Raw genomic sequence first — 12,501 nt, 5'->3', positions numbered from 1 at the left:
GAAGGTCCCCCTCTTTGAGCCGAAGCTATTATGCGGTATTAGCCATCGTTTCCAATGGTTATCCCCCACATCAGGGCAATTTCCCAGGCATTACTCACCCGTCCGCCGCTCGACGCCGTTATCGCCACCCGAAGGCTTTGATAACTCGTTTCCGCTCGACTTGCATGTGTTAGGCCTGCCGCCAGCGTTCAATCTGAGCCATGATCAAACTCTTCAATTTAAGATTTTGTCGGCTCAATGAATACTGAACATTCCTTTGCTAATAAATAGCTAAAGTAATGTTTGAATTGACTGTGCTGAATCTTTCGATTCAATGGTCACTTCGTTTCATTGAAACCTAATTTGATACCGAAGTATCTAATTGGATTATCATCAACGAGTGCCCACACAGATTGATAGGTCTATATTTTTAAAGAACTTCGTTCTGAACTACGCTCAAAACGGACGGACATTTTAGCGATATAACTTATTGTGTCAAACACTTTTTTTGTTATTTCGGTAAAAGCTATTGGTAAACTTTTCCGCCTTAAGTTGTCGTGCTATTCGCTGACAACGGAGGCGAATTATAGGCAGTTCTAAATAAAGCACAATAGCCAAACCAGAAAAAAGTGCTCGCAACAAACTGTTTGCCTACAAAAACAGCAAAATGATGAAAAAACGATAAAAAAGGCCCCGAATAGGGGCCTCAATTGTCACCTTACTTTGTCATTACTGCTGGTGAGCAATGATTTGATCGTTACTGACTAGCAATTTTATTGGTTTATCTTGTACGACTTTGCCTGACAGAATCTCTTTTGCGAGTGGGTTTTCAACGCTATGTTGAATCGCACGCTTGAGCGGTCTTGCACCATAAACCGGGTCGAAACCGACTTGAGCAATCAATTCAAGCGCCTTATCCGATACTTCCAATACGTATCCTTTCTCTTCCAATCGAGAAGACAAACGTTGCAGTTGGATAGAAGCAATAGATTTAATGTGATCTTTTCCTAATGGGTGGAACACCACACTCTCATCTACTCGGTTAAGGAACTCTGGTCGGAAATGTTTGCGCACAACTTCCATCACTTGCTCTTTCATTCCTTGGTAGTCAACCGTACCAAAGTTTTCCTGAATACTCGCTGAACCTAAGTTAGACGTCATAATCACAACAGTATTGCGAAAATCAACCGTACGCCCCTGTCCATCCGTCAAGCGACCATCATCGAGCACCTGCAGCAGAATATTGAACACATCAGGGTGCGCTTTCTCGACTTCATCAAGCAAAATTACCGAGTAAGGCTTACGACGTACAGCTTCAGTGAGGTAGCCGCCTTCTTCATAACCAACATAGCCAGGAGGAGCACCTACCAATCGAGCGACAGAATGCTTCTCCATAAACTCTGACATATCGATACGGACCATTGCGTCTTCACTGTCAAACATGAAATTGGCCAGCGTTTTACACAGCTCAGTTTTACCCACCCCAGTAGGTCCGAGGAATAAGAATGAACCAATGGGCCTGTTAGGGTCTGAAAGCCCTGCCCTGCTACGGCGAATTGCATTCGACACTACTTCAACCGCTTCGGTCTGACCAATTACACGATTGTGCAATACCTCTTCCATCCTCAGAAGTTTTTCTTTTTCTGCTTCGAGCATTTTCGAGACTGGAATCCCGGTCTGTTTTGACAACACTTCAGCGATCTCGTTGTCGGTCACTTTATTACGTAGCAACGTCATCTCTTGCATTTCAGCTTGTGTCGCCAAATCGAGCTGCTTCTCAAGTTCGGGGATCCGACCATACTGAAGCTCAGACATACGGTTTAAATCACCAGCACGACGCGCAAACTCCATGTCCATACGCGCTTGCTCTAACTCTGACTTGATGTGCTGGGTACCTGAAAGGGCCGCTTTCTCTGCGTTCCACACTTCCTCAAGCTCTGCAAATTCTCGCTCCTTTTCTGCCAACTCTTGATTGAGTGTGTTAAAGCGTTTCTCACTCGCTTCATCGTGCTCATTACTTAATGCCTGCTGTTCAATCTTAAGTTGGATGATTTTACGCTCGAGCTTATCTAATGATTCGGGTTTAGAGTCAATCTGCATACGAATGCTTGATGCCGCCTCATCGATTAGATCAATCGCTTTGTCCGGCAATTGACGATCAGAAACGTAACGATGCGATAAACTCGCCGCCGCAACAATCGCCGGGTCGGTAATCTCAACATGATGATGAAGTTCGTAGCGCTCTTTGAGCCCTCGCAATATCGCGACCGTGTCTTCAACGGTCGGCTCATCAACCAACACTTTTTGGAATCGACGTTCAAGCGCAGGGTCTTTTTCTATATACTGGCGATATTCATCCAAAGTGGTCGCCCCGACGCAGTGCAACTCGCCCCGCGCTAGAGCTGGTTTTAACATATTGCCAGCATCCATTGAGCCTTCGCCTTTACCCGCGCCAACCATGGTATGGATCTCATCGATAAAGAGGATCACGTTGCCCTCTTCTTTAGCGAGTTCGTTCAATACGGATTTAAGGCGTTCTTCGAATTCTCCGCGATACTTAGCACCAGCCACAAGCGCCCCCAGATCGAGTGATAATACCCGACGACCACGCAGCCCCTCTGGCACCTCGTTGTTGACGATACGCTGAGCAAGACCTTCGACAATTGCCGTTTTACCCACACCCGGCTCACCAATGATCACCGGGTTATTTTTGGTTCGACGTTGAAGAACTTGGATCGTACGGCGAATCTCATCATCACGACCTATCACCGGATCCAATTTGCCTTGCTCAGCGCGCTCGGTAAGATCGATAGTGAACTTCTCCAATGCTTGACGAAGTTCCTCTGCATTAGGGTCGTTGACTGTCTGCCCGCCACGTATCTTATCGATCGCACCGCTGACTTTGGTTTCGGTTAAACCCATTTCTTTAAGCAGAGAACCGAGCGGTCCTTTGTCTTCTAGAGCGGCAAGTAAGAACACTTCTGAGGAGATATAGGCATCTTGGCGCTTTTGTGCCACCTTGTCACATACGTTAAACAACGTGCCCATGGAGCTAGAGAGCTGTACGTCACCACCGATACCACTGACTTTGGGTAAACGGTCCAACATCTCACTCAGTTTCGAGCGCAGATGAGTGACATCGACATCAAGCATGGTCAGTAACGGACGAATCGGACTACCATTTTGGTCCATCAACGCAACCATCAGATGCACAGGTTCAATATATTGATGATCTCGTCCCAATGCTAACGACTGAGCGTCAGATATCGCAATTTGGAACTTACTGGTAAATCTATCAAGACGCATATCTACCTTCCTACCTCAACAGAGAAAATGGACTAATCTGTATGAAAGATGGATACGCTTGACTCGATTTTCAAGGTCTGGTCCGATATTTGGCCCAGTAATAGAAAGGTTATGGATTAATCCAAATAAAGCTTGCTTGACGACCGGTGACGCCGTCTCGACGGTACGAGTAAAAACGATGAGGATCGCGATAGGTACAAAGGTCACTGTAGTAGATGTGTTCAACACCGACACGATTAAGTCTTTGGGTGACTAATCGATTCATGTCAGCAAGCCACTTCCCCTTTTTAGGTAAAGCTTGGAAAGCTTCAATCGCTTGTGGAATCTCAGATGAAAACGCTTGGACTACATCATCACCGACTTCAAACGCATCAGGTCCAATAGCCGGCCCAATCCACGCCATGAGCGGCCCGCTCAATTGCGCAACAGCGTTTTCGACAATCCCACCAGCAAGGCCGCGCCAACCTGCATGCACGGCGGCGACTTGGGTTCCCTGTTGATTGGTTAATAAGATTGGCAGACAATCCGCTGTCATTGCCGAGCAGACAACCCCTGGAGTTTGAGTCCAAACGCCATCGGCGTCGATAACGTCCGGGGTCGGCTGGTCTTGTTCCACCACAATCGTTGAATGGGTTTGGTTAAGCCAAATGGGCGCCGACGGCATCTGGGCTTGCTGAGTAAGCCAGTGACGATTTTTAAGAACGTGCTCGCGGTTATCCCCAACATGTGTACCTAAATTAAGTCCTTGGTAAACGCCAAGTGAGTAACCATCACAACGAGTTGAGGCAAAGGCTTTCACTTGCTTCGGCGCTGGCCAATTGGGGATGATTTGCTCCATAGTTAAAATTCGTCTTCTAACCCATGTTCACGCGTGTCTTGACGCAATGCTTCAGCCATTTCGACCATGTCATCAGGCACTGGTGCATGAAATTCCAGTTCCTCCCCTGTCACTGGATGTTCAAACTTCAGCATCACTGCATGCAAAGCCTGGCGATCAAATTTGCGGATCATCTCTGCAAGCTCTTCTGTCGCGCCGGCTGGAATACGAGCTCGTCCGCCGTATGCCGTGTCTCCTAATAGTGGGTGTTGAAGATACGCCATATGGACACGAATCTGGTGCGTTCGACCCGTTTCGAGTCGTAAACGAATACGCGTGTGTTCGCGGAAGTGCTCTGCTACTCGGTAATGAGTCACGGCAGGCTTGCCCATTGGACTAACCGCCATCAAAGTGCGCTTGGTTGAGTGACGCCCAATAGGCTGTTCAACGCGGCCACCAGCGGTCATTCGACCAATCGCGATCGCTTCATACTCTCGAGTGATATTCCGTTTTTGTAGCGCTCGGACTAAGCGAGTTTGCGCTGGAACGGTTTTCGCCACCACCATTAAACCTGTAGTGTCTTTATCAAGACGGTGAACGATACCGGCACGTGGAACTTCAGCAATGGCAGGGAAATGGTGTAGTAGGGCATTCAGCACAGTACCATCTGGTGTACCTGCGCCTGGATGAACGACGAAGTCGCGTGGTTTATTGATAACAATAATATCATCGTCTTCGTAGACAATATCTAACGGGATATCTTGTGCTTCCCAGCGCTCTTCATCTTCGAGCTCTGCTTGCAAGACAATCTCTTCTCCACCCATTACTTTCGTGCGTGGCTTAGTGACCACTTCACCGTTGACTTGGACTTTGCCGTCTAGCAACCACTCTTTAAGACGTGAACGGGAGAAATCGCCGAACAATTCGGCAATCGCTTGGTCAAGGCGTTGGCCTAGTTGGCTATCTTTTACTGTATTTGTTAACTCAATCTGCTGGGCCATATCGAACTTTTTTAAAAACTGTGAGACTAATTGTCACTACTATGGAAAAATACGCTGTTTGGACATTGTATCTGTTACGCACTCGAAAGTAACGGAAGCAACAGAAATATTTATCTCAAGGAATCGAATCCTGACATGAAAAAGCACACTCTATCTGGCTTGTTGGCATTATCTGTATTGGTTGGCTGCTCGAGCAGCGAAGAGATTGTTCCCGATGTGCCACCATCTGAGCTGTACTCAGAAGCCCAGGTTTCGCTTCAAGGTGGTAATTGGCTAACAGCCATTGAGAAACTGGAAGCGCTCGACTCACGTTACCCATTTGGCGCTTACTCTGAGCAAGTGCAGCTTGACTTAATCTACGCTTACTACAAGAACGACGATCTCGCCCTTGGTTTAGCGACCATTGAGCGCTTTACTCGCTTAAACCCAACTCACGAAAAACTCGACTGGGTTTTGTATATGCGCGGCCTAACTCACATGGCGCAAGATCGCAACTTCATGCATGACTTATTCAACGTCGACCGCAGTGACCGAGATCCAGAGCCGGTCAAAAAAGCGTTTGCAGACTTCAAAAAGCTCCTTGAACGTTACCCAACGAGTCCATATGCCCAAGACGCGCAAAAAAGAATGTACGCACTCAAGAATCGCTTAGCTGAATATGACTTAGCGACAGCAGATTTCTATTTACGTCGGGAAGCATGGATTGCGGCAATCAATCGAGCCCAAGAGCTGCAAAAGACCTACCCCGATACTGAGGCAGCTCGCAAATCTCTCGCGATTCAGCTTGAGGCTTATCAACAATTAGGTCTGCAAGACGCAGTAACTCGAACTGAGCGACTGATCGAGTTAAATCCCGAATAAAATGACGGTTGAAGTGACTATCGACGCCTCTTTTAAAGAGGCGTTTTTTATTGGCTGTGCTTTTTCTCTGAGAGTTAGCGACGAGTGTCACGCGCAAAACAAGGGGCGAAAAACGAGATAGCGTTCAACACTAACCGAGGTAGAGGGGGAGAGAAGATCTAAGTGGAATTTAATTCACATTTATAGGATGGTTAAAAGCTAACCACTGTTTTTGTTCAGCCGTCAAAGGGCTCTAAAAAACGATTGAATTTTAGTGTGTTACTCCCTCCCAATCTAGTCTCTTTTTATTCGCTTTCAAGCTTTTTCGTCACTGTAAACAACGACTCTTTGAGTTGGATCACGTTTGAATTCAAGCTTAAACCCCACCAACAAAAAAGAGATCTATGTCACATTATTTTAGGCATGGATAAGTAATCTGAAGTTAACCCATGAGGGAGAAAACAGAGGAAAACATCTATGAAAGTAAATATCACTGGTAAAAATATCGACATCACCTCTGCAATTCGCACTCATATTGAGAGCAAGTTTAAAAAACTAGAAAAGTGGCAAGTAGACATTATTGGCTGTCAGGCAAGTTTCAGTGAGGAGCCAAACAAACAGAAGAAATTTGAAGCTATTATCACAGTGCCAAAAGGACAACTGGTTGCTTCTGCCACCCACGAAGATTTATATGCTGCCGTTAACGAGGTCGAACAGAAACTAGAACGTCAGCTAAACAAACTCCGCCACAAACCAGAAGCTCGTCGTAGTGACAAACCTGAGTTTGAGGAAGAAGTAGAATAACGGTTAACGTTAACCGCCGCAGAAAATAGCGCCGAACGGCGCTATTTTTTTGCTTGACGCTCAATACACGGTTGCTTATTGTGTTTGAGGACTAATAAATCAGTAGATAACTATGCAAATAAACGTACTGTTCTTTTTTGACTTATTTTTTCTCCACTAAGCCGGAGGCTATCTCGTTTTCGAAAAATAAGTCAAAAACGAACAGAAAGCCTCCTACGGGAGGCTTTTTTTATGAGGAATACTAGGATGACTGACCAAAAATACTCACTTGAACACATTCGACTTCGACTCAACGAGCTTGATGATCAACTGCTCCAACTGCTGTCGGAACGTCGTCAAATGAGTATTGAAGTCGCGAAAAGTAAGGTCGAAACCTCTAAGCCAGTGCGCGATGCAGAGCGAGAGCAGCAACTATTAGTCAAACTGATCAATAACGGTTATCAGAAGTACAATTTAGACGCCCAATACATCACTAAGCTTTTTCATACGATTATTGAAGATTCCGTTCTGCTCCAACAATCTTACTTACAAAACCTCGCAAACCCTGAGCTCAGTCGAAAACCTTTGGCTCGAGTTGCTTTCTTGGGCGCCAAAGGATCGTATTCTCATTTAGCCAGCCGCGAATATTTCAGCCGAAAAAATACTGAACTGATCGAGCTCAACTGTGAGCATTTTAAGCAGGTCACACACACTGTAGAGTCAGGTCACGCTGACTATGGCGTGTTGCCAATCGAGAACACCAGCTCCGGCTCGATCAACGAAGTCTATGATTTGCTTCAACATACCACTTTGTACATCGTTGGTGAGCTGACTCTACCTATCGAGCATTGCTTGCTAGCGACGTCGGATATTCGTTTAGAAGAGCTAAAAACGCTTTACTCACACCCTCAACCCCACGCTCAGTGCAGTGAATTTTTGAGTAAGCTAGACGGAGTCAAACTAGAGTCTTGCGCCAGTACCGCTGACGCAATGCGTAAGGTAAAACAAATGAATCGCAGCGATGTGGCGGCCATTGGTAACGCTTCTAGTGGTAAACTGTATGGCCTTCAGCCTATTCAGAGCAACATTGCTAATCAAACAGAAAACCACACCCGTTTTATCGTTGTCGCTCGTAAGCCAGTTGAAGTGTCGGCCCAGATCCCAGCAAAAACCACTTTGATTATGTCAACATCTCAACAAGCGGGTTCGCTGGTTGAAACTCTGCTCGTGTTGCAACGTTACGATATCAACATGACCAAGCTAGAATCCCGTCCCATTATGGGCAATCCGTGGGAAGAGATGTTTTATGTCGATTTAGAAGCGCACCTCGACTCACAGCAAATGCAGCAAGCGATCATTGAGCTGACCAAGATAACGAAACATCTGAAAGTTCTCGGTTGTTACCCAAGCGAAAATGTCAAACCCACCCAAGTCAAATTACAGTAATTCAGTTAGCTGGCTCAAATAACTTCGACTAAGCAGCTGACACTAAAGACTAATTTCCTTACTATCACAATAAGATAAGTTGCATATTAGTTTAGGGTCAGTTGACCTTTCGAGCTGATTTTTGCAGCCTTTTGTGGGAAATTTATACTAGACAGAGGCTTTGACGTGTAGTTGATTTACATAATAAGCCGATAACGCAGTAGAAATGAACCACAAAAGCTACCCGAAGGGTTCGAGCTGGGCGCCCCCGCTAAAATCGTTTTATGCTTTGTTAAGCAGTATTTACTTAGAATGACTAGGCTACATACTCCTTTCCGCGCCTAAAACGATTCTGACTAGGCGTCCCCATCCGAACAAAATTTAACCGCGAAAGGTTAACAGACCCTAATGTCAGCTCTAGCATACTGACTCTGATAAACGTTTCACTTTCAAACCGTTAAGGTACTTTTCGTCAGTATGAGAACGTCGTTGCTATTCCTTCTTTTCATCCACTCTTGTGCGGCTCTTGCTACCCCCACATCACTCAAGGTTTATATGTGGGAAGATACCCTCGCCAGCGATGTAAAACAGCAGTGGCAGACCGAAACCGGGGTTGATCTCACCCTATCTCATTTTGACAACGATGATGAACGCAGCTTGCTGATGATGAAGAACCCACAACTCCCGTTCGATGTCGTCGTGTTAGATAATGTATCCGCCAAGATATATGGTCGATTGGGAGCATTTGAAGAGATCTCCAACTTACAAGGGCGACAAAATAACGCTCCCCAATGGAATCAAGCCTGCGGGAATTACGCGATTCCTTATTTTTGGGGTACTGTAGGGATTGCTTATCGAAAAGCCGCGGTCGAAAAGCCGCCAAAAACCTGGCAAGAATTTGTCGCACCTCCTGAAGCTTTGCGTGGCAAAATCGGCATGATCAACGACAGTACTGAGACATTTTTACCCGTTCTATACGGTTTAGGACTGTCGCCAACCACCGACGACATCGAGCAGCTTAAGCGGGCTTACCCCGAACTGCTTGCTTTTAGCGATCACATTCTCACCTATGACTATATCTTGAGTTATGTCCGCAGTGGCGACGCATCTGAGCTTGATATGGCGCTCGCCTACAGCGGTGACCAATACTCACTCAACCGCTTCTATCAAAAAGAAGGGTGGGACTTTGTCGTTCCACAGGGAGAGTTGTTTGTCTGGGTGGACTGCCTGGCGGTGAGTCGCCACTCTGAAAACAAGCGGTTAGCCAAAGATTTTCTTGAGTTTATGATGCGTCCACACGTAGCTGCAAGCAATGCAATAAATATCAAAGCTGCAACGCCGAACGTAAGCGCGATGAAACTACTCCCCGATGGGTATGTAAATGATGCATCATTATTCCCTGCCACTGAGCGCATAAAAAATGCCCGAGTAGATAGTGAACTCTCGGCAGATAATATCGGTATACGTACCAAAATAATTAATCAACTACTGAAACGTCATGAAGCTAAACACTAGGGTTCTATTACTGATCGCGCCCGTCGTTTTGCTCAGCGCTATTCTGTCTAGCTACAGCATCTATGTCAGCCAGAAAGACGCGCTGATCAAGCGTGAACATAGCTATCTGCAACTTTCGATGGAAAAGTTGGCAGGCCACTTTCGTCAATCAATAGCTCTCATCAACAGCTATTCACTTACTTTGACCAAAAGCGACATCATTCGCCACTATTTTCGCCAGCCAGACAACCCATACCGAGAGATGAAGCTCCTCGAAAGCTTGCAAACCACCATAGAGAGCCTACAGCCGAATCAAAGAGACGACATCAGCGTCGCCATTGTTGATGGCCGGCAGAAAGTACGTTTCTACTCAGACAACCAGAACGACCCGTTTTCGACCTTAGACACTAACGTTCTCAATTATATTCAAACAACCTATCAAGCCACTGGAGAGACCAGTCGTACTGGCTTTGCCAAAAACGACCAAGGCCAGAGCATTCTCATTCGCTACGATGTATTAGACAGCCGCACACTGGTCTCGCCGTTAAGTTACAACCGCGAACAAGTGTTCTTTATTGTGGTGTCTCTGTCTCTCGATAAATTTGATCAGCTGAAGCATATTCTCGAGTTCGACAACGATAGCAGTATTTTCTTTGTCGATGAGCCACTGCCCACTACAGGTCTAGCACAAACCGTCGAACTAAAATCCGGTCTGTATGCGGTCCTCGACCCCGCTCAATACTTGATCAAACAAAAACTCGCCGAGATAGAGCTGCGACTGCTACTCTCCTTCGGCCTCTCTTCTGTTTTAACGGTATCTATTCTACTGCTATTGCTGCGCCGCCATGTCGTCACCCCCATAACCCAACTTGACAACCAATTGCGCGAGGTGGAGTTACGCAAACGAAAAAATATAGAACGACTAGAGAGTGACAATGAAATTGGCCGGCTTTCCACCCGGTTTTATGAGATGTATCAAGAGCTAGACTCTAGCTATCAAAAAACCAAAGCGATGGCTGAGAATGATCATCTAACCCAACTGGCCAATCGCTATCAATTCCAAAATTTTGTCGAGCAGACATTAGCAACAACACATTACGCTTGGATACTCTATATCGACCTAGACAACTTTAAATACGTCAACGACAAATATGGTCACCAGATCGGTGATTCACTGCTGGTCAATTTTGCCCGTCATATCAAAGCCGTTAGCCAGCAGATCGAGCACCAGCACTGTATTCGTTGTTTGGCCTCACGGCTGTCAGGTGACGAGTTCGCCATTTTTATTGCGTCTGACGATAATCATCGCTATGCCGAGAGCTTGGCTGAATTGGTCTTGGCTCCGATTCAAAATCATACCGCAGAAGTGATCGGCAACTTTCCGATCACGGCGAGTATTGGGATTGCTTCCTACCCCACTGATGGCGATGATTTAGCCAAGCTGCTGTCACGTGCCGATACCGCTATGTATCAGGCCAAACGCGCAGGCAAAAATCAAATCGCTCACTACTCAAGAGAACTCGACGAGATCGTGATTCGTCGTACCCAAATAGAACGGGCCTTACGCAGCGACACTCTTGCCGAACAGTTTACGCTTCTTTACCAACCTTACTTCGACCGCAGCGGACAAAAGGTCGTCGGGGTTGAAGCCCTGCTGCGCTGGGATTCTCTCGAACTTGGGCGGGTCAATCCTAGTGAGTTTATTCCTATCTCGGAGCAAATTGGCCTGTTTGGCACGATTGACCGCTGGGTTATCGAACAAGCGTTTCAAGACTTTAGTGCTGTTCAACGCTGTTTTACCTCACCTATCCAAATCTCGATTAATTTATCTTCCGCAGAGCTCGACTCCCTCAAACTTGCAAAGGATATTCACCAGCTAATGGACCGCTACCCCATAGCGCCAGATAAGATCGATTTTGAAATCACCGAAACCTTCGCGTCAGACTCTCAAAGCCACCTACTGCTGTATGAGCTATCCACCATGGGCTTCAACCTGACGATTGATGATTTTGGCTCTGGTTACACCTCGATTACCCAACTGTTTGAGTACCCAGTGCAAAAGATCAAGTTTGACCGACAGTTCCTTGAAACTCTGATCAAAACCGATAATCGCCAAGTGGTAAAACCTTTGGTCGATCTGTGTCACTCGCAGTCAATGAAGGTAACGGCTGAAGGGATTGAATCTCAAGAAATGCACCGTTGGTTGGCGAGCAACCAATGCGATTATATGCAAGGTTTTTTCCTCTCCCCACCCTTGACGCTATCTGAGTTACAATTGGGCCTCCACCAAACAAAAGGACAACAGAATGTCAGTGAAGAAGGTTATTGTCGCTTCGCTTAATCCCGCCAAAATCAACGCTGTTAAAAGCGCATTCTGCGCCGCATTTGAACATCAACAGTTTGAATTTATTGGGGTGAGCGTTGCTAGTGAAGTCTCTGATCAGCCAATGGATAACGATGAAACGCATCGCGGTGCGCTCAACCGGGTGAAAAACGCTAAAGCACTGAAACCGCATGGAGATTATTACGTAGGTCTTGAAGCTGGAATTGAGGGAAGTGTCACCTTTGCTTGGATGGTGATTGAATCGACGACGCAACGCGGAGAGTCTCGCTCTGCAAGCTTAATGTTACCCCCAGTCGTGATCGAAAAATTACAGCAAGCCAATGAGCTCGGGGATGTGATGGATGAGGTGTTTGCTACTGACAACATCAAGCAAAAAGGCGGAGCCATTGGCTTACTCACTCACGATTTATTGACGCGCAGCAGCGTCTACCATCAGGCGCTGATCCTAGCGTTAATTCCGTTTATCAACCCGCAGCATTTTCCGGCCAACTTATAAAATAAGGATGCGCTGC

General features: G+C 46.4%; 9 protein-coding genes, 1 rRNA gene and 1 other annotated feature. Of the genes, 6 read left to right on the top strand and 4 right to left on the bottom strand.

Features of this window, described 5'->3' with window-relative positions:
* From FCU94_RS02575 to rluD, 4 genes are all read right to left on the bottom strand, one after another.
* Window positions 1–220, bottom strand: a 16S ribosomal RNA gene (locus tag FCU94_RS02575); the annotation flags it as partial.
* 488 nt (window positions 221–708) lie between these two features.
* Window positions 709–3,285 carry an ATP-dependent chaperone ClpB gene (clpB, locus tag FCU94_RS02570; RefSeq protein WP_176286992.1) on the bottom strand — a complete coding sequence of 859 codons (2,577 nt, stop codon included), beginning with the start codon at window positions 3,283–3,285 and terminating at the stop codon, window positions 709–711.
* Between the two features lie 109 nt (window positions 3,286–3,394).
* The gene (gene pgeF, locus FCU94_RS02565; RefSeq protein WP_176286991.1) at window positions 3,395–4,123 is read right to left on the bottom strand and encodes a peptidoglycan editing factor PgeF; all 729 of its coding nucleotides are present in this window, start codon (window positions 4,121–4,123) and stop codon (window positions 3,395–3,397) included.
* 2 nt (window positions 4,124–4,125) lie between these two features.
* A complete protein-coding gene (gene rluD, locus FCU94_RS02560) occupies window positions 4,126–5,103 on the bottom strand; it encodes a 23S rRNA pseudouridine(1911/1915/1917) synthase RluD (protein WP_176286990.1) in 978 nt (325 codons plus the stop codon).
* A 135-nt stretch (window positions 5,104–5,238) separates the two neighbouring features.
* Between rluD and FCU94_RS02555 the strand changes: the two genes are divergently transcribed.
* The 6 genes from FCU94_RS02555 to yjjX all read left to right on the top strand — a co-directional run bounded on the left by FCU94_RS02555 (window position 5,239) and on the right by yjjX (window position 12,485).
* On the top strand, window positions 5,239–5,964 hold the full coding sequence (locus tag FCU94_RS02555) for an outer membrane protein assembly factor BamD (protein WP_176286989.1): 726 nt from the start codon (window positions 5,239–5,241) through the stop codon (window positions 5,962–5,964).
* Between the two features lie 456 nt (window positions 5,965–6,420).
* On the top strand, window positions 6,421–6,747 hold the full coding sequence (gene hpf, locus FCU94_RS02550) for a ribosome hibernation-promoting factor, HPF/YfiA family (RefSeq protein WP_176286988.1): 327 nt from the start codon (window positions 6,421–6,423) through the stop codon (window positions 6,745–6,747).
* Window positions 6,748–6,861: 114 nt separating this feature from the next.
* Window positions 6,862–6,980: a sequence feature (Phe leader region), on the top strand.
* Between the two features lie 13 nt (window positions 6,981–6,993).
* A complete protein-coding gene (gene pheA / locus FCU94_RS02545; RefSeq protein WP_176286987.1) occupies window positions 6,994–8,172 on the top strand; it encodes a prephenate dehydratase in 1,179 nt (392 codons plus the stop codon).
* Window positions 8,173–8,628: 456 nt separating this feature from the next.
* On the top strand, window positions 8,629–9,666 hold the full coding sequence (locus tag FCU94_RS02540; protein ID WP_176286986.1) for a polyamine ABC transporter substrate-binding protein: 1,038 nt from the start codon (window positions 8,629–8,631) through the stop codon (window positions 9,664–9,666).
* Window positions 9,650–11,986: a putative bifunctional diguanylate cyclase/phosphodiesterase gene (locus tag FCU94_RS02535; RefSeq protein WP_176286985.1), complete on the top strand. Its 2,337-nt coding sequence runs from the start codon at window positions 9,650–9,652 to the stop codon at window positions 11,984–11,986. Before FCU94_RS02540 ends, FCU94_RS02535 begins: the two co-directional genes overlap by 17 nt.
* Window positions 11,952–12,485, top strand: coding sequence for an inosine/xanthosine triphosphatase (gene yjjX, locus FCU94_RS02530; RefSeq protein WP_176286984.1), 534 nt, complete (start codon window positions 11,952–11,954; stop codon window positions 12,483–12,485). The genes FCU94_RS02535 and yjjX overlap by 35 nt, the downstream gene beginning before the upstream one ends.
* Window positions 12,486–12,501 lie beyond the last annotated feature (16 nt).

This window comes from Vibrio sp. JPW-9-11-11 (assembly GCF_013369335.1).
In the GTDB taxonomy this organism is placed as follows: Bacteria; Pseudomonadota; Gammaproteobacteria; order Enterobacterales; family Vibrionaceae; genus Vibrio.
The sequence above is the reverse complement of the archived record's forward strand: the minus strand, read 5'-3'. Positions and strand labels throughout refer to the sequence as shown.

Bases quoted from the DNA above. Each gene is read 5' to 3' on its own strand.
- FCU94_RS02535 (WP_176286985.1), top strand. From the start codon at position 9,650: ATGAAGCTAAACACTAGGGTTCTATTACTGATCGCGCCCGTCGTTTTG.
- rluD (WP_176286990.1), bottom strand. From the start codon at position 5,103: ATGGCCCAGCAGATTGAGTTAACAAATACAGTAAAAGATAGCCAACTA.
- pheA (WP_176286987.1), top strand. From the start codon at position 6,994: ATGACTGACCAAAAATACTCACTTGAACACATTCGACTTCGACTCAAC.
- clpB (WP_176286992.1), bottom strand. From the start codon at position 3,285: ATGCGTCTTGATAGATTTACCAGTAAGTTCCAAATTGCGATATCTGAC.
- hpf (WP_176286988.1), top strand. From the start codon at position 6,421: ATGAAAGTAAATATCACTGGTAAAAATATCGACATCACCTCTGCAATT.
- FCU94_RS02555 (WP_176286989.1), top strand. From the start codon at position 5,239: ATGAAAAAGCACACTCTATCTGGCTTGTTGGCATTATCTGTATTGGTT.
- yjjX (WP_176286984.1), top strand. From the start codon at position 11,952: ATGTCAGTGAAGAAGGTTATTGTCGCTTCGCTTAATCCCGCCAAAATC.
- FCU94_RS02540 (WP_176286986.1), top strand. From the start codon at position 8,629: ATGAGAACGTCGTTGCTATTCCTTCTTTTCATCCACTCTTGTGCGGCT.
- pgeF (WP_176286991.1), bottom strand. From the start codon at position 4,123: ATGGAGCAAATCATCCCCAATTGGCCAGCGCCGAAGCAAGTGAAAGCC.